The organism is Actinomadura madurae, from assembly GCF_900115095.1.
Classification (GTDB): Bacteria; Actinomycetota; Actinomycetes; order Streptosporangiales; family Streptosporangiaceae; genus Spirillospora; species Spirillospora madurae.
Genome location: NZ_FOVH01000021.1, coordinates 154,877 through 170,578 on the forward strand (window position 1 = coordinate 154,877; position 15,702 = coordinate 170,578).

At 72.1% G+C, this 15,702-nt stretch carries 17 protein-coding genes; 6 read left to right on the forward strand and 11 right to left on the reverse strand.

The window, feature by feature from the left end:
- The first annotated feature begins 1 nt into the window (after position 1).
- Complete coding sequence (locus tag BM339_RS40565) at positions 2-523, forward strand: GNAT family N-acetyltransferase (RefSeq protein ID WP_075024294.1); 522 nt, start codon at positions 2-4, stop codon at positions 521-523.
- A gap of 9 nt (positions 524-532) precedes the next feature.
- Here BM339_RS40565 and BM339_RS40570 read toward each other — a convergent pair whose 3' ends face one another.
- Positions 533-961: an MmcQ/YjbR family DNA-binding protein gene (locus BM339_RS40570; protein ID WP_075024295.1), complete on the reverse strand. Its 429-nt coding sequence runs from the start codon at positions 959-961 to the stop codon at positions 533-535.
- A gap of 47 nt (positions 962-1,008) precedes the next feature.
- Entirely contained in the window at positions 1,009-1,890 is an 882-nt protein-coding gene (locus tag BM339_RS40575) for a sigma-70 family RNA polymerase sigma factor (RefSeq protein ID WP_075024296.1), read from the reverse strand.
- Between the two features lie 99 nt (positions 1,891-1,989).
- Here BM339_RS40575 and BM339_RS40580 point away from each other — a divergent pair, with 99 nt between their 5' ends.
- Together BM339_RS40580 and BM339_RS40585 are read left to right on the forward strand one after the other, a co-directional pair.
- Positions 1,990-2,757: a DUF6081 family protein gene (locus BM339_RS40580; RefSeq protein WP_075024312.1), complete on the forward strand. Its 768-nt coding sequence runs from the start codon at positions 1,990-1,992 to the stop codon at positions 2,755-2,757.
- Between the two features lie 40 nt (positions 2,758-2,797).
- Positions 2,798-3,316: a DinB family protein gene (locus tag BM339_RS40585; protein ID WP_021594631.1), complete on the forward strand. Its 519-nt coding sequence runs from the start codon at positions 2,798-2,800 to the stop codon at positions 3,314-3,316.
- Between the two features lie 6 nt (positions 3,317-3,322).
- On the opposite strand, the gene BM339_RS40590 is transcribed toward BM339_RS40585, so the two are convergent.
- Complete coding sequence (locus BM339_RS40590) at positions 3,323-3,733, reverse strand: nuclear transport factor 2 family protein (protein WP_024934418.1); 411 nt, start codon at positions 3,731-3,733, stop codon at positions 3,323-3,325.
- Between the two features lie 192 nt (positions 3,734-3,925).
- Here BM339_RS40590 and BM339_RS40595 point away from each other — a divergent pair, with 192 nt between their 5' ends.
- Positions 3,926-4,498 (forward strand): PadR family transcriptional regulator, encoded by a 573-nt coding sequence (locus BM339_RS40595; protein ID WP_021594629.1) that lies wholly within the window; start codon positions 3,926-3,928, stop codon positions 4,496-4,498.
- Between the two features lie 3 nt (positions 4,499-4,501).
- Here the strand turns inward: BM339_RS40595 and BM339_RS40600 are convergent, their stop codons facing one another.
- The 3 genes from BM339_RS40600 to dnaB all read right to left on the reverse strand — a co-directional run bounded on the left by BM339_RS40600 (position 4,502) and on the right by dnaB (position 10,509).
- Positions 4,502-5,941 carry a hypothetical protein gene (locus tag BM339_RS40600; protein WP_075024297.1) on the reverse strand — a complete coding sequence of 480 codons (1,440 nt, stop codon included), beginning with the start codon at positions 5,939-5,941 and terminating at the stop codon, positions 4,502-4,504.
- Entirely contained in the window at positions 5,938-7,647 is a 1,710-nt protein-coding gene (locus BM339_RS40605; RefSeq protein WP_083598446.1) for an NAD(P)/FAD-dependent oxidoreductase, read from the reverse strand. The genes BM339_RS40600 and BM339_RS40605 overlap by 4 nt, the downstream gene beginning before the upstream one ends.
- Before the next feature lie 270 nt (positions 7,648-7,917).
- Positions 7,918-10,509, reverse strand: coding sequence for a replicative DNA helicase (gene dnaB, locus BM339_RS40610; RefSeq protein ID WP_075024298.1), 2,592 nt, complete (start codon positions 10,507-10,509; stop codon positions 7,918-7,920).
- A 330-nt stretch (positions 10,510-10,839) separates the two neighbouring features.
- Between dnaB and BM339_RS40620 the strand changes: the two genes are divergently transcribed.
- Together BM339_RS40620 and BM339_RS40625 are read left to right on the forward strand one after the other, a co-directional pair.
- Positions 10,840-12,165 (forward strand): MATE family efflux transporter, encoded by a 1,326-nt coding sequence (locus BM339_RS40620; protein ID WP_021595774.1) that lies wholly within the window; start codon positions 10,840-10,842, stop codon positions 12,163-12,165.
- Between the two features lie 50 nt (positions 12,166-12,215).
- Positions 12,216-12,404, forward strand: coding sequence for a hypothetical protein (locus BM339_RS40625; protein ID WP_052357975.1), 189 nt, complete (start codon positions 12,216-12,218; stop codon positions 12,402-12,404).
- A 4-nt stretch (positions 12,405-12,408) separates the two neighbouring features.
- Here the strand turns inward: BM339_RS40625 and BM339_RS40630 are convergent, their stop codons facing one another.
- From BM339_RS40630 to rpsF, 5 genes are all read right to left on the reverse strand, one after another.
- Positions 12,409-13,221 carry a peptidoglycan recognition protein family protein gene (locus BM339_RS40630; protein WP_337959951.1) on the reverse strand — a complete coding sequence of 271 codons (813 nt, stop codon included), beginning with the start codon at positions 13,219-13,221 and terminating at the stop codon, positions 12,409-12,411.
- A 690-nt stretch (positions 13,222-13,911) separates the two neighbouring features.
- Complete coding sequence (rplI, locus tag BM339_RS40635) at positions 13,912-14,358, reverse strand: 50S ribosomal protein L9 (protein WP_021595777.1); 447 nt, start codon at positions 14,356-14,358, stop codon at positions 13,912-13,914.
- Positions 14,359-14,374: 16 nt separating this feature from the next.
- Complete coding sequence (rpsR, locus tag BM339_RS40640) at positions 14,375-14,611, reverse strand: 30S ribosomal protein S18 (protein ID WP_019631633.1); 237 nt, start codon at positions 14,609-14,611, stop codon at positions 14,375-14,377.
- A gap of 57 nt (positions 14,612-14,668) precedes the next feature.
- Positions 14,669-15,229: a single-stranded DNA-binding protein gene (locus BM339_RS40645; RefSeq protein WP_021595778.1), complete on the reverse strand. Its 561-nt coding sequence runs from the start codon at positions 15,227-15,229 to the stop codon at positions 14,669-14,671.
- A gap of 37 nt (positions 15,230-15,266) precedes the next feature.
- Positions 15,267-15,557 carry a 30S ribosomal protein S6 gene (gene rpsF / locus BM339_RS40650; RefSeq protein WP_024936676.1) on the reverse strand — a complete coding sequence of 97 codons (291 nt, stop codon included), beginning with the start codon at positions 15,555-15,557 and terminating at the stop codon, positions 15,267-15,269.
- Between the last annotated feature and the right edge of the window lie 145 nt (positions 15,558-15,702).

Consider the following 15,702-nt stretch of genomic DNA (forward strand, 5'->3'; position numbering starts at 1 on the left):
CATGCCGCCGACGCCGCCCGCCATCCGCCTCGTCGAGCTGCCTCCCGCCGCCATGGAGGCACTGCTGGACGACGACCTGGCGGGCGCGGGAGCGGCGGCCGGGATCCCCCTCACCGGCTACTTCGTGACGGACGAGGCGAAGTTCCTCTGGCGGTTCCGCCTCGCGCAGCTGGCCCGCGACCCGTCCTGCGCCCCCTGGATCGTCCGGGCCGCCGTGGCGGAACCGGGCGGTCCGGTCATCGGGCACGCCGGCTTCCACGGCGCCCCGGACGCGGACGGGACGGTCACGATCGCCTACTCCGTCGACCCGGCCCACCGCCGCAAGGGCTACGCCCGCGCGATGCTCGCCGCCCTGCTGGAGCGTGCCGCGTCCGAACCGTCCGTCACGACGGTCCGCGCCACGATCAGCCCCGACAACGCCGCGTCGCTGGCGACGATCGCGGGCCACGGCTTCACCCACGTGGGCGAGCAGTGGGACGAGGAGGACGGGCGCGAACTCATCTTCGACCGCCCGGCCCGCTGACGCCCCGGGCTAGTCCTGCGGGGCGGGATGCTCGCGCAGCCACGTCTCGGCCCGCCGCCGTGACGCCCGGGACAGCCACGCGTCCTGGACGACCTCGGTCAGCTCCCGCAGGGTGAGTTCACCGATCCGGCTCCCCCGCAGCAGCACCGAGCGGTGGCCGTTGAAATGCGGCGTCGTGAAGAACGGCGACGCCTCGTCCTGGACCAGCGCCTGCTTGTCGGACTCCGACGGCACCCAGAACACGATCACGTCCGGGTAGCGCTCGCCGGTGACGGGGTCGACCGCGTCGGGACGGGGGTTGCGGAAGAACACGAACGACTTGCCCCCGACCTGGTAGACGGGGTTGCCGCCCGACGCGCGCTCAACGGTGACATGGGGCATGCCCGTGGCCAGGTCGTGCACGTCCTCGACCCGGGCCGGACGGTCCTCTCCAGGCATACCCGCAGCGTAGGCGCGGTCGCGGGCCCGGGGCCACACGCGGGCCGTCAGGAGCGCGGACGGAGTCCGGTGAGGTCGAGGCGGGCGAGACGTTCCGGGTCGGTGAGGATGTCCATCGCGGCGATGCGCCCGTCCCGGGTGGTGACGGCGGCGACCGCGAAGGGCTCTCCGCCGAGCATGGAAACCCAGCCGACGCCGCCGTCGACGAGCGCGGGCCACGCGTCGAGGCCGAGCTGCGAGACGCTCCGCGCCCTCCGGGCGACGTTCTCGGCGCCGCGAACCTCGACGAGCATGCCGGTGCCGCTGTCCTCGCGCACCACGACGCCGGGGTCGAGGACGGCGACCAGGGCACCGAAGTCGCCCTCTCGCGCGGCGGTGAGGAAGGCCCTGACGACCTCTTCCTGAGCGGCCGTGCCGGTGCCGGGCGCCGCCTCGGCGTCGCGGATGCGGCGGCGGCCGCGGCTGGCCAGCTGGCGCGCCGCGTCGGGCGACCGGCCGATGATCCCGGCGATCTCGTCGAACGGGACGGAGAACATGTCGTGCAGGACGTAGGAGAGCCGCTCCGCCGGCGTCAGGGTCTCCAGGACGACCAGCAGCGCGACGCCGACGGAGTCGGCGAGCAGGGCCTCGCGCTCCGGGTCGGGGCCGTCCACGCGGTCGACGACCGGGTCGGGCAGGTGGGCGCCGAGCGGCTCCTCCCGGCGCGTCCTGCGCGCCCGGAGCATGTTGAGCGCGACGCGGCCGACCGTGGTGACCAGCCAGGCTTCGAGGCTGCCGATCGCGGCGGCGTCGGAGCGGCTGAGCCGGATCCACGCCTCCTGGACCGCGTCGTCGGCCTCGCTCCCGGAGCCGAGCAGCCGGTAGGCGACGGCCCGCAGCCGGGGCCGGTGCTCCTCGAACCGCGCCGCCAGCCGGTCGCTCTCGTCCATCGATCGGCGGACCCGTTCCGGACGCCGGGCGCGGCGTCACATCTGCGTGCCACTGGGGGTCTATCCGTTGAGAGGGTAACCGAAGGGAGACCGATCATGATGACCGATCGCAGGTCCGCCGAGGTCAGGGACGGATTCGTCGCGTACGGCGGGCTCGGGGGACCGGAGCTCGACCCCGCGTTCTGGGGCCCGGTCCATCTGCCGCGTCCGGAGGGCGGGGTGCACGTCCCGATCGACCCGAACGCGGAGACGGCGGTGGGCGACGGCGAGGTGCGGGTGGCGATCCCGCGCTTCTCGATGGCGGACGACACGTTCCAGCCCGCCGACAGCCCCAAGTACCTCGTCTTCTCGACGCGCACGTTCGACGTGCCCCCGGACCGGCCCGCGACGTTCGCCGTCGACCTCGCCGTCGAGAACGTCGGCGGCGACCCGGGGGACTACCGCCTGGGCATGGCCGCCTTCCACGTCTTCGACTTCGACGTGAGCAAGCGCGTGTTCGCCGTCTGCGGCACGTCCACGCGCGTGCTGGCGCTGCACGAGCGGCTCGGCGCCTGGGGAGCGGACCGGCCGTTCTACCACGTGGCCGAGTCGCCGTACGAGGACTTCGACGACGACTTCACCCGGCTCCGGACCTGCGAGATCACGCTCGACCGGAGCACGTCGACCGCGACCTGGCGCGTCGACGGCCACACCGTGTACGAGACCCCCGGCACGTTCGTCCCCGAGCGCGTCCAGATCGGATTCGGCATCTGGACGATGTTGCCGCCCCGGAACGGCCGCAGCCGCTCCCTGCAGGGCCAGGGCATGAACGCCCGCTGGCGCGATTTCCGCACGCACGGGGCCCGCATGCTCCCGTCCCAGCGTTAATTCTGTTGAGCAGGCGCCCTCGTAGTGGTGAGGATGCTGCATGGTCTGGACTGCTCCCATGGTGGATCGCGGCGGTTTCCCCGCCGCCGCTGACGAATCGACGTCCCTTGAAAGCTTTCTCGACTTTCACCGCCGCACCCTCCTGCTCAAATGCGGCGGGCTGAACGGCGGACAACTCGCGGCCAAGCCGTTGCCGAGCACGAACCTGAGCCTGCTGGGCCTCGTGCGCCACCTCGCCGAGAACGAGCGGTGGTGGTTCCGCAATAGGTTCGGAAAAGACCCGTCGGCAGTAGACCTTTACTGCAGCGAGGAGTATCCGGACGGTGAATTCGACCTCGCCGACCCGGGCGGCGCGGAGGCCGACTTCGCCACCTACGCCCGCGAGGTCGAGCTGGCCCGCGCGACGGCGGCGGGACGGTCGCTGGACGAGGAGTTCCCTGGTAAGGACGGCACGCTGACGCTCCGCTGGGTGTATCTCCACATGATCGAGGAGTACGCGCGCCACAACGGCCACGCGGACCTGCTTCGCGAGGCCATTGACGGCGTCACCGGCGAGTAGCGCGCCCTACTGCGGTTCGGTGACCGGGGTCTGCGCGGCCTCGCGCTGGATCCGGTCGAACTCGGCGCCCATGGCCTGGGCCACCTCGGTCGCCGCCGACAGGGGCCGCACCATGACGGTGAGGTCGTCGATGAGGCCGCTCTCGTCGAGGTGGAGGAAGTCGCAGCCGTGCACCTGGCGGCCGTTGACCGTCGCCTTGAACATGAGCGCGAGGTCGCGGCCGTCCGGGCTGACGATCTCCCGCACGTAGTGGATGTCCTGGAACACCCGCGCCGCGCCGCGGACGATCGCCGCCGTGATCGCCTTGCCGTGGTACGGCTTGAACACCACCGGGCTGGTGAACACCGCCTCGTCGGCGAACAGTCCCTCGACCGCCGATATGTCACCGGCTTCCACGGCCCGCCGGAACGGATGCATGCGCGACACCCCCATATTAAACAAGTTGAATAGGTGCGGATAACAGTATCTTTGAGCAGGGCGGATCGCCAGCGATCTGTATCGTGTGGACGGTCACATACGCATACCGGGGAGTGTGGGGGGTCGCTCCCCCCACAGAGCACACGCGATTAATGGCCGTACTGCCCGCCGGCGGGCAGTACGCTCGGGCACATGTCGTTGCGGAACGCGGTCCTGGCCACGCTCCTGGAGGGCGAGGCCTCCGGATACGACCTTTCGAAGAGCTTCGACGCCGGAGTGGCCAACTTCTGGATGGCGACTCCCCAGCAGCTCTACCGGGAACTGGACAAGATGGCGGCCGAGGGCCTGATCCGCGCACGCGTCGTCCAGCAGGAACGCCGCCCCAACAAGCGCCTCTTCTCCCTCACCGACGCCGGACACCGCGCGCTGCACGAGTTCACCGCGAGACCGCCCCGCCCCGGCGCCATGCGCGAGGAGCTGATGGTGCAGGTCCAGGCGGTGGACGCGGGAGACGTCCACGCCGTCATGGACGCCATCCGCGAACGGCTGACCTGGGCCGAATCGAAGATCGCCCGCTTCGAGCGGATCCGCGCCCGGTTCCTGAACGGCCGCACCGAGGAGGAGCATCTCGCCACCGCCGAACGCATCGGCCCCTACCTCACGCTGATGCGCGGCATGGCGTTCGAGCGCGAGAACCTCCGCTGGTGCGAGGAGACCCTGGCCATCCTCGAACGGCGCGTCGAATCCCGCGTCCGCGCGGAGTAGGCGTCAGGCCACCATCACCGGGACGGCCAGCGCGATCAGGACGGTCAGCGTCCACAACGCGGGAGCCGAACCGAGGATCTGCTCCCTGCGGGCGGTCGCGCGGACCGCCTCGACGTCGCTGCGCGCCACCCACCACGGGTTCTCCCGGTGCTCCAGCCACGCGTACACGGTGCCGAGCCCGGCGCCGTAGGCGAGGTGCCCGATCAGGCTCGCGAACGCCGCCGCGATCGCCGCGGCCTCCCACCTCGGCGGCTGGCCCAGCAGGACGGGGAGCAGCGTCAGCGCCCCGAGCACCCACCAGAAGAACCCGTACGACAGCCCCCAGCCGACCCCGGACACGAGGTCGTAGCTGCGTCCACGGAAGAACAGCGCGTACGACACCCCGATGACCTGCGCGATCACGAGATGGACGGCCCAGCCGGCCCCGGCGCCGCGCGCCCCCACCAGCCGGGCGACGGTCGGCAGCGCCTCCACGCTCCCCCACAGCAGGCCGAACACGACACCGCCGACGAGCCCCGCCAGCGCGCCGTAGCCGACGGCCCGCAGCCCCCGCGTCCCGGCGCCGCGGTGCAGGAGCCGGACGTCGTCCACGAACAGGCTCCGCGCGAGCCCTCCAAGCCAGCCGAAGACGGCCGCGATGCCCGCACCCGCCAGCAGATACGCCGGCAGCCTCGACGCCTCCTCCGCCACCGCCGCCTGGGACCAGCCGAGCGCGCCGTCCTGGACCAGCGGCACGAGCGTCAGGTCGGCCGCGACCCACCACAGGAACCCGTAGGCGGTGCCGCGGACGAGCGCCGGGCCCGTCCCCTCGGGACGTCCGGTGAACACCACCGGGTAGCCGGCGCCCATGGCCACGGCCGCGGCGGGCAGCCAGCCGAGACGCGCGCCGCCGCCCACCCCGAAAGCCAGGACGAGGACGCCCGCCACGATCCCGGCGGCGATCAGCCCGCGCAGCAGCGGCCTCGGCCGCAGATGGTCCTTGACCGCGAACCGGCCGTCCGGGTGCAGCAGCGCGAACCCGACCGCGGTGACCCCGCCGTAGAACAGGTGGCCGAGCAGGCTCGGCATCGCCGACTGCGCGCTCGCCAGGCTCCACGTCATCGGGACGCCGGTCAGCAGAGGCAGCAGCGTCAGCGTCCCGAGGAACCACCAGAACACCCCGTAGGCCAGCCCCCAGAACACCAGCTCGCTCGACCGGATCCGCTGCCGCACCGCCAGCAGCCCGAACCCGGCGCCGACCAGGACCGAGATCACCATGTGCAGCGCGAACCCCACGCCCGGCGACCCCGACCCGGCGAGCACCGCGACGGCCGGCAGCATGCCGAGCGACCGCATCGCCGCCCCGAGCACCAGGCCCCCCGCGAGCCCCGCGGCGCCGCCCGTCCACGCGCCCCGCAGGACGCCCGGCGCGGGGACCGCCCCGATGCCGGCGCGGGCCGTCACCGGACGCCCCGCGCGGGCACCGGCGCCTCGGCGGACGGCCCGGTCACCACGATGTCGCGGGGGAACACCAGGTCGAGCCCCCAGTCGAGAAGGACCCGGACCCGGCGGTCGATGCCGGGCAGCTTGGCCAGGTAGATGCCGCGCCACAGCAGCCAGGCGCTCAGCCCGGAGAACGGCCGCCCGCGGATCTGCCCGGCGGCGGTGCGATGGCCGAGCGCGACGAACACGCCCAGCGTCCGGAAACGGAACGGCGCCGGCCTGCGCCCCTTCAGCACCGCCGCGATGTTGTCGGCCACCGCCCGCCCCTCCCGCGCCGCGTGCTGGGCGGTCGGCGGGTACGGCGGCCCGTCCGGCGCCGGGATCCGCGCGCAGTCGCCGATCGCCCAGACCCCGTCCAGTCCGAACGCCCGCAGCGTCCGGTCCACCGGCACCGGGCCGTCGCCGGCGAGGGCCCGGACCAGCGGGCTCGGCCGGTTGCCCGCCGTCCACACGAACGTCCCCGCCGGGATCACCGCCCCGTCGTTGAGCCGCACGTCCCGGGCGCCCGCGGCCGCCACCCGGACACCGAGGCGGAACTCGATCCCACGCGCCCGCAGCTTTTCCTGCGCGTACTCCCCGAGCCGATCCGACAGCTCCGGCAGGACGCGGGCACCCGAGTGGACGAGCACGAACCGCGGCTCCCCCGGGTCGATGCCGGGATAGAAATGCAGCACGTCGTGGGTCAGGTCGTACAGCTCGGCGACGATCTCCGTCCCGGCGAACCCGCCGCCCGCCACCACGAACGTCAGCAGCCGGGCCCGCTCGGCGGGATCGTCCTCCTGGTCGGCGCGCTCCAGCAGCATCAGCACCCGGTCGCGCAGCCGCACCGCGTCCGACAGCGACTTCAGCGTGCACGCGTTCTCCGCCACACCCGGCAGATCCGGGAAGTGGGGAACCGACCCGACGGCCAGCACCAGATGGTCGTACGGCAGCGCCTCGCCCGCCTCCAGCCGGACGACCCGCCGCGCCGCGTCCACCTCGGTTACCCGCCCATGCCGGAACCGCGTGTGCGCCACGGCGGCGCGCACCGGCGAGGTGATGTGCCGCTCCTCCAGCCCGCCCGACGCGACCTCCGCCAGCATCGGCGTGAACAGCAGATGGTTGGAGTCGCTGACCAGCGTCACGTCGATCCGGTGCCCCCGCAGGTTCAGCCGCTCGAACCGGCGCGCGGCGCCGACGCCGCCGAACCCGCCACCGATGATGACCACCCGCGGCGCGCGCGGCCTCTCCTTGGCGGGACGGTCGCGGAAACGCCGCACGGCGGCGTGGAAGAGCAGCCCGGCCAGCGTCCCCTGGAGCAGGGAGCCGACCAGCTCCGGATACACGGCCGTGGCCGCCGCGATCGACCAGGTCGGCGCCGTCCCCTGGATCAGGGGGGCCACGGTCAGCCACCAGAACGCCCAGCCGAGCAGGCCGAGCAGCAGCCCGCCCGCCGCCGACACCGCCGGACCGGACGGCCGCCGCCCCACGAACCCGCCGAGCAGCTCACCGGTGACCGCCGCGTACAGGGCGAACACCGCCCACCCGTACGTCCCGTGGCCCGCCAGCAGGTCCTGCCACGCCATCAGCGCGCCGACCGCGAGCCCCGACACCGCCCCGCTGCCCATCCCGACCAGCAGCCTCGCACCGTCACCCGGCGCCGTAGGCCCGTGCTCCCGCAGCCACATGCCGCATCACCCGTCCCCCGCCAAGGCAGGGTCGCCCGCTCGCCCCCGCCCGCAAAGGACCACGAGACCCGAAGGCCCGCCACAACCACCCGTGAACATCCGGCGAGCCCGCCCCCGCGACCCTCACCCCGACGTACGTCTTCCCGCCCCACCCCGGTTCACCCCGCGATGACCACCCCCGGCCACCCCCGGAAAGGGTGCCCGTGCCGCGGCGTCGACCCCGTCGACACCGGACGGACCGGGGCGGGGGGATGAGTTGGGTGGGAGGGGCTATTGGGCCATGTCGACGAAGCGGCTGTAGTGGCCCTGGAAGGCGACCGTGACGGTGGCGGTCGGGCCGTTGCGGTGCTTGGCCACGATCAGGTCGGCCTCACCGGCGCGCGGCGACTCCTTCTCGTAGGCGTCCTCGCGATGCAGCAGGATCACCATGTCCGCATCCTGCTCGATGCTGCCCGATTCGCGTAGGTCGGAGACCATGGGCTTCTTGTCGGTTCGCTGCTCGGGGCCTCGGTTGAGCTGCGACAGCGCGATGACCGGGACGCCCAGCTCCTTCGCGAGCAGCTTCAGCGACCGGGAGAACTCCGAGACCTCGACCTGGCGGCTCTCCACCCGCTTGCCGGACGTCATCAGCTGCAGGTAGTCGATGATGACGAGCCGCAGGTCGTGCTGCTGCTTGAGGCGGCGGCACTTCGCGCGGATCTCCATCATCGACATGTTCGGCGAGTCGTCGATGAACAGCGGCGCCTCGGCCACCTCGCTCATGCGGCGGGCGAGGCGCGTCCAGTCCTCGTCCTGCATGGTGCCCGAGCGCATCGCGTGCAGCGCCACCCGCGCCTCGGCGGACAGCAGCCGCATGGTGATCTCGTTGCGTCCCATCTCCAGGCTGAAGAACGCCGAGGTCAGACCGTGCTTGATGGACGCGGCGCGGGCGAAGTCGAGCGCGAGCGTCGAGTTGTGCGTGGGGATGCAGGAACGCCCCGCCAGGTACATGTGGTCGGCGTTGTCGACCTGCACGCACCGGACCGGCACGCTCTCGACCGGCCGGACGTCCACGATGTGCCGCACCGGAGCGCCCGGGTGGACGATGCCGCGCTCCCGGGCGGCCTTGCGCGACAGCCGGAACACCGGCTCGCGCGGCGTGAAGCCGACCTGGTGCATCGGCTCGGACAGGGGCTCCCCGGCCGGGTCGGCGGTCAGCTCGGCGGGGTGGCCGAGGCTGAGGACGAGCTCGCGCACCCCGCCGGCGAGCCGGGCGCTGGAGAAGACCACGTCGACGCGCCCGTCACCGGACAGGTGGCCGGCGACGTCGAGGATCCCGGCGAGCAGCGCCCGGCGCTGGGCCGCGGACGCCCGCAGGTACGGCGCCGGGATGTGCGCGCCGTCCAGCAGGCCGAGGCCGCCGAGCCGCTCGCGCAGGCCGGGCAGGAGGTGGCAGCCGGGGACCGGCTCCGGGACGACGTGTTGACCGGCCGCCTCGATCCGGGCGATGACCTCGCCGTCGAGGCAGGTGATGCGGGCCTCGTCCTCGTCTCCGGCACCTAGCCACACGCCGAGGACGTACGGGGCGACGGGCAGGTCGGCCTCGGGCAGGTCGAAGGCCGCGGCGACCCCGACGGTGTGGGCCGGACGCCCCTCGTGCCGGAGCGTCGCGTGGATCTGCTCGGTCGTCCGGATCCGGGGACCCCCGGTGAGCGGCGGGACGGGCTCGTTCGCGGAGGCGGCCGTGCCGTGGCCGCCCTTGCCCGCCGGAAGGTGGCGCCTGCCGGGCGTCGCCTGGTTCGGTGCGTGCCCACCGGCGCGGGCGGCCTGCCCGTGGAATCGCCGGACGAACTCGTCCCAGCGCGCGGGATCGGCGAGGTGCCGGACGCCGGGTGCCGTCGGGGCGCGGCCGGGAGTGCCGCACCGCCCGGCGAGGGCGCGCGCGGGAGACGCCGTCCGGCCGGAGAAGTCGCCCCAGCGAGGCGAGGCGGCGCCGGACCTCGTGGTGCGCCACTGGTGCTCGGCGTCGGCGACGATGACCTCGCCGTCGGAGAATTCGATCTCATAGCAGGGGCGGTCGTACATGACGTCGCTCACGGCGACGACGCGCGTCGGCTTGCCATCGGCTCCGATCAGATGATCACCAACGGACACGTCGCCCATAGTGGTCCACCCCAACGGTGTTGCAAGGGGAGTGTTCAGACAAACCGCCTTGCCCATGGCAGGTCTCGCTGCCACCACGATCATCTGCCCGGGGTGGAGGCCGTTGGTGAGGGCGTCGAGGTCGGCGAAGCCGGTGGGGCAGCCGACCATCTGGCCGCCGCGGCTGCCGATCGCCTCGATCTCGTCCAGCGCGCCCGGCATGATCTCCGAGAGCGCGACGTAGTCTTCGCCGGCGCGCTTCTCGGCGATGGCGAACACCTCGGCCTGGGCGCGGTCGAGGACCTCGTCGGCGTCTGCGCCGTCGGCCGCGTAGCCCATCTGGACGATGCGGGTGCCGGTCTCGACCAGGCGGCGCAAGATCGCCCGCTCGTGGACGATCTTCGCGTAGTACCCGGCGTTCGCCGCGGTCGGTACGAGGGAGATCAGCGTGTGCAGGTAGGGGGCGCCGCCGATGCGGCCGATCTCGCCGTTCTTGGTGAGCTCGCCGGCGACGGTGACGGCGTCGGCCGGGTCGCCGCGGCCGTAGAGGTCGAGGACGACGTCGTAGATGATCTGGTGCGCGGGACGGTAGAAGTCGGGGGTGCGCAGCAGCTCGACGACCTCGGCGATCGCGTCCTGAGAGAGCAGCATGCCGCCGAGGACGCCCTGCTCCGCCGAGATGTCGTGGGGAGGGGTGCGCTCGAATTCGTGGTCCTGCGGGCCGATATCCGCCACGCTCACCGCCGCACCCCCATCTTCGTGGTCGCCGTCCGCCCCGTCGCCGACCCGTTCACCTCACGTCTACCTGACGCGTCGGACATTCTCGCGACCCCGCGCCGCCGCGGGCAAAGCAGCCTGTGGACGACCCTGTGGACTCCCTGTGCAGACACGCCGATTCGGTTGTGCACGACCTGTGGACAACTTTGTGGATTCGTCGTGGACGACCTCGACGGCATCCCGCTAACCTGCGGGAACGCCGTCCACGGGGTGTGTGAGAAAGAAAGTCGGCCGATCGTCCTGATGTAAGGCTTGAATTTCGTACGAACGTTACAGCCTGGTACCCTCGGCGCGATGACCTCCCCCCGCCGGCTCGCGACCCCGCACGACCGCGAGATCCTGCGCCTGGCCGTGCCGGCCTTCGGCGCGCTCGTCGCCGAACCGCTCTTCCTGCTGTCCGACACGGCGATCGTCGGGCATCTCGGCACCGCCCAGCTCGGCGGACTGGGCGTCGCCGGGCAAGCCCTGACCACCATCGTCTACGTCTGCGTCTTCCTCGCCTACGGCACGACCGCCGGGGTGGCGCGCCAGGTCGGCGCGGGGGACATGCGGGCCGCGATCAGGCAGGGCATCGACGGCCTGTGGCTCGCGCTCGCCATCGGCGCGGCACTGGTCGTGGCCGGCTGGCCGCTGGTCTCCTGGATCGTCGACGCGTTCGGCGCGTCTCCCGGCGTCGCGCCGCACGCCGAGACGTACCTCAAGATCAGCCTGTTGGGCATCCCGGGGATGCTGCTCGTGTTCGCCGGGACCGGCGTACTCCGCGGCCTCCAGGACACGCGCACCCCGCTCGCCGTTTCGGTCGGCGGCTTCTCACTGAACCTGCTGCTCAACGCACTGTTCGTGCTCGTCCTGGACTGGGGGATCGCCGGCTCCGCGTGGGGGACCGTCCTCGCCCAGACGGGCAGCGCGGCCGTCTACGTGGCCGTGGTGCTGCGCGGCGCGCGCGAGCACGGCGCCCCCGTCCGTCCCGACCTGGACGGGTTGTGGACGTCGGCCACCGCGGGCTTCGGCCTTTTCGTCCGGACGGCGGCGCTGCGCATCGTCCTCATCGTCGGGACGTCGATCGCGGCCCGGATGGGGGACCCGGAGATCGCCGCCTTCCAGGTCGGTTTCCAGATCTGGACGCTCATGGCGTTCGCGCTCGACGCCATCGCGATCGCCGGGCAGGCCATCACGGGACGCTACCTGGGCGCGTCCGACCTCGCGGGCACCCGGGCCGTCACCCGCCGGATGGTCGGGTGGGGCATCGGGTGCGGCATCGCGTTCGGGCTGGCGATCCTCGCCGTGCGGCCGTGGCTGCCGGGCCTCTTCACCTCCGACGGCGACGTCCGGAACCTCCTCCTCGCTTCCCTGCTGCTCGTCGCGGTCCTGCAACCGGTCGCCGGCGTGGTGTTCGTCCTGGACGGCATCCTGATCGGCGCCGGTGACGGCCCCTACCTCGCCGTGACGACGCTGCTCGCGACCGCCGTCTTCATGCCGGCGGCCATCGTCCTCTACCGGGCGGACGCGGGCCTCGTCGGACTGTGGACGGCGATCGGCCTGTGGATGCTGACCCGCATGCTCACCCTCGGCCTCCGCGCCCGCGGCGACCGCTGGATGGTCACCGGCGCGGTCCGCTGAAATCCGCGAATCACACCCGCACCGGCCATCACACTCGCTACTATTCGAACATGTGTTCCACACACGGCGAGCGGATGGCCCGGCTGACTCAGGCGATCGACGACCTGGCGGCGGAGGGCCTCGCCGGCCTGCCCCCGGAGACCCTGGTCGAACGGGTCGCGGGCATCTGGTCGCTCGTCGAGGGCATCGACCCGGAGATCGCCCGCCGCCGCACCCGCTACACGACCCCCGAGACGTGACCGCTCAGCCGCCGAGCGGTGGCAGGATCTGCAGGACCGAACCCGAGCCGTCGACCGCCTTCCCCACCCCCGCCGAGCTCCCCAGACGGGCGGCCACCGCCTTGCGGAGCTCGGGCAGCCGCGCGTAGAGGACGTCCCCCGGGCACGAGGTGTTGTTGAGGTCGCGGTGCCCGATGATGGCGCTGGACGGATCAAGGCCGTACTGCCGGCACAGCCAGACGCACACCTCCAGCAGCGAGCTCCACAGGCGGTCCGGCACCGCCTTCGTCACGTAGGTGCCCTCGTTCTCGATGCCGATCGTGTGCTCGTTGTGGTGCAGGACCTGCGCGCCGACGGCGAGGTTCCCCGCCCGGACAGACCGCAGGCTCCGGTTCCGCCCCTCCATCACGATGCCGCCGCGGCTGATGGTGAGCTGCTGGCCGGTGTCGTCCCAGCCGTTGCCGTCCATGTGCATGTTCTGGATGGCCCGCGACAGGCCGAACGCGTGGGCGAGCGAACCGTCCTTGGAGTTCCCCGTGGCCGTGTGGTGCACGATGATGCGGTCCGGCGCCCGCCCGAGGATCCTCGCCGGACGCCGAGGCGGCCTCGCGTTCCACTGCGCACGCGTGTACACGTGCGGGGCCTCGGCCCTGAACATGACCTGCTCGCCGGTCCCGTGAAGACGTTCGTCCGCCATGGCCACATTCTGGTGGGACGTCCCCCAGGACATCATCTCCAGCAGTCCCGCTCCCACCGCACCCCCGATGAGCGACCGTCGCGTCACGCGCCGGACCGCCCCGTCCCGGTCGCTCGCGCCCTCCCCCGAATGCGCGTTCACCACCGTCCCCCTTCATTCCGCGATTATGTGATCACGGAACGTAATCGCCCCAAAGTTGACCACCCAAACACAGGGCGATTCACGGACGTTTCACGCGAAACCATGGCCATAACACCACCCCACCCACCCCGAAGGCCCCGCAAGCCCCCGTCCACCCCAACCCCGGACAACCCACCGCCCAACAACACCCCACCCCAGACCCCGGTCCCCGCCACTTTCACCCCGGACAAAGCCCCCCAACGCACCCCACGGCGGAAGCACGAGCAGCGGAACGGACCAATAACCCGTACGGTGTCGCCTCAGCCCCGGCGGCCGGCCGCGCCGCCACAGCCAACGAGCGGGCGAACCCGATCCCGCGGAGCGCGGCGCGGAAGCCCGTCGCCATCAACGAAACGATCTCCAGGAGACGAGATGCGGTCGGCGAGAACCGCCCACACGAGGCAGCGACAGGAGCATGGCCCGCCCCGAGGGCGGCGCGAGGTGCGTCGAGGCGAAACGCCGGCGAGCTAGAAACGGTCGCGCGAGGCGACGGCGTCCGGAGCATGACCTGGACCGAGAGCGGCGCTGGGTGGGGCGGGCGCGGTGTGGGTGGCGGGACGCGGTGGTGCGTGTAGGGGCGGTGGGGGTGGGGTGTCTGGAAATGGTGACGGCCCCCGTCCGGGTGGGCGGGGGCCGTCGGTGGAGCGGGTGTCAGGCCTCGAGGACGTTGACGTCGATCGTGGCGTTGACGTCGCTGTGCAGGCGGACGCTGACGCGGTGGGTGCCGACGGTCTTGATCGGGTTGCCGATCTCGATGCGGCGGCGGTCGAGGTCGGGGCCGTTCGCGGCGCGGACGGCCTCGGCGATGTCGGCGGCCGTCACGGCGCCGAAGAGGCGGCCGTTGCTGCCGGTGCGGGTGCGCAGCGTGACGCGCAGCCCGCCGAGCCGGTCGGCGACCTCCTTGGCGTGCTCGACGGTCGCGATCTCGCGGGCCGAACGCGCCTTCTTGATGGAGTCGATCTCCTTCTCGGCGCCCCGGGTCCACCTGATCGCGAACCCGCGGGGGACGAGGTAGTTGCGGCCGTAGCCGTCGCGGACCTCGATGACGTCTCCGGGCTCGCCGAGCCCGGAGACCTGCTGGGTCAGGATGAGCTTCATGATCGTTCCTCCTGCCTCAGCGCGCGGTGCTGGTGTACGGCAGCAGCGCCATCTCGCGCGCGTTCTTGATCGCCGTGGCGACGTCGCGCTGGTGCTGGGTGCAGTTGCCGGTCACCCGCCGGGCACGGATCTTGCCGCGGTCGGAGATGAACTTCCGCAGCAGGCCCGTGTCCTTGTAGTCGACGTAGGAGATCTTCTCCTGGCAGAAAACGCAAACCTTCTTCTTCGGCTTGCGGGGAGGTGGCTTCGCCATCGTGGTGCTCCTTTGGGAGAGCCCCGCTCACGCGGGAATGGACGTGTACTTGATCTGTTAGAAGGGCGGGTCGTCGGAGAAGCCTCCGCCGCCCCCGCCGCCGCCGCTGGTGGCCCACGGGTCGTCGGCCGGCGCGCCGCCCTGCTGGCCGCCGCCGAAACCACCGCCGCCCTGCTGGCCTCCGCCGCCGAAGCCGCCGCCGCCCTGGCCGCCGCCTCCGCCGCCGCCGAAACCACCGCCGCCCCCGCCCTGCCGCTGGGTCTTGTTGACCTTGGCGGTGGCGTTGCGCAGCGACGGGCCGACCTCGTCGACCTCGATCTCGAAGACGGTGCGCTTCTCACCCTCGCGGGTCTCGTAGGAGCGCTGCTTGAGGCGTCCCTGCACGATCACCCGCATGCCGCGCTGCAGGGTCTCGGCCACGTTCTCGGCGGCCTGCCGCCAGACGTTGCAGGTCAGGAACAGCGCCTCGCCGTCCTTCCAGTCGCCCGACTGGCGGTCGAAGAACCGCGGCGTCGAGGCGATGCGGAAGGACGCGACCGCCTGGCCGCTCGGCGTGAAACGCAGATTCGGGTCCTCGACGAGGTTCCCGACGATCGTGATTACGGTGTCGCCTGCCATGGGGCTCGCTCCGGCTGCTGAGAGGGCTGAGCCAGGCTCAGTGGACCTCGGGGCGGATGACCTTGGTACGGAGGATCGACTCGCTCAGGTTGAGCTGCCGGTCGAGCTCCTTGACCGTGGCAGGCTCAGCCGACAGGTCGACCACCGCGTAGATGCCTTCGGACTTCTTCTGGATGTCGTACGCCAGGCGCCGGCGGCCCCAGACGTCGATCTTCTCCACGCTGCCGCCGCCGTCCTTGACGACCTTCAGGTACGGGTCGAGCGCCGCGTTGGCGGTGCGCTCGTCGATGGCGGGGTCGAGAATGGCCATGAGTTCGTAACGACGCATGCTGTGTCCCTACCTCCTCTGGACTGATGCGGTCACGGTCTCTCCGTGACAGGAGGGCTGTTGCGTCCCCCGCGGCGGCGCCGAACCCCGGATCGCCGGGCGCACCTGCCGCGAGACCGGTCCAGGCTACCAACACTCGGCAGCG

What these genes read in the sequence shown, in the direction of transcription:
- BM339_RS40565 (WP_075024294.1), top strand. Translation starts at nt 2, where the DNA reads ATGCCGCCGACGCCGCCCGCCATCCGCCTCGTCGAGCTGCCTCCCGCC.
- BM339_RS40570 (WP_075024295.1), bottom strand. Translation starts at nt 961, where the DNA reads ATGCCTGGAGAGGACCGTCCGGCCCGGGTCGAGGACGTGCACGACCTG.
- BM339_RS40575 (WP_075024296.1), bottom strand. Translation starts at nt 1,890, where the DNA reads ATGGACGAGAGCGACCGGCTGGCGGCGCGGTTCGAGGAGCACCGGCCC.
- BM339_RS40580 (WP_075024312.1), top strand. Translation starts at nt 1,990, where the DNA reads ATGACCGATCGCAGGTCCGCCGAGGTCAGGGACGGATTCGTCGCGTAC.
- BM339_RS40585 (WP_021594631.1), top strand. Translation starts at nt 2,798, where the DNA reads ATGGTCTGGACTGCTCCCATGGTGGATCGCGGCGGTTTCCCCGCCGCC.
- BM339_RS40590 (WP_024934418.1), bottom strand. Translation starts at nt 3,733, where the DNA reads ATGCATCCGTTCCGGCGGGCCGTGGAAGCCGGTGACATATCGGCGGTC.
- BM339_RS40595 (WP_021594629.1), top strand. Translation starts at nt 3,926, where the DNA reads ATGTCGTTGCGGAACGCGGTCCTGGCCACGCTCCTGGAGGGCGAGGCC.
- BM339_RS40605 (WP_083598446.1), bottom strand. Translation starts at nt 7,647, where the DNA reads ATGTGGCTGCGGGAGCACGGGCCTACGGCGCCGGGTGACGGTGCGAGG.
- BM339_RS40620 (WP_021595774.1), top strand. Translation starts at nt 10,840, where the DNA reads ATGACCTCCCCCCGCCGGCTCGCGACCCCGCACGACCGCGAGATCCTG.
- BM339_RS40625 (WP_052357975.1), top strand. Translation starts at nt 12,216, where the DNA reads ATGTGTTCCACACACGGCGAGCGGATGGCCCGGCTGACTCAGGCGATC.
- rplI (WP_021595777.1), bottom strand. Translation starts at nt 14,358, where the DNA reads ATGAAGCTCATCCTGACCCAGCAGGTCTCCGGGCTCGGCGAGCCCGGA.
- rpsR (WP_019631633.1), bottom strand. Translation starts at nt 14,611, where the DNA reads ATGGCGAAGCCACCTCCCCGCAAGCCGAAGAAGAAGGTTTGCGTTTTC.
- BM339_RS40645 (WP_021595778.1), bottom strand. Translation starts at nt 15,229, where the DNA reads ATGGCAGGCGACACCGTAATCACGATCGTCGGGAACCTCGTCGAGGAC.
- rpsF (WP_024936676.1), bottom strand. Translation starts at nt 15,557, where the DNA reads ATGCGTCGTTACGAACTCATGGCCATTCTCGACCCCGCCATCGACGAG.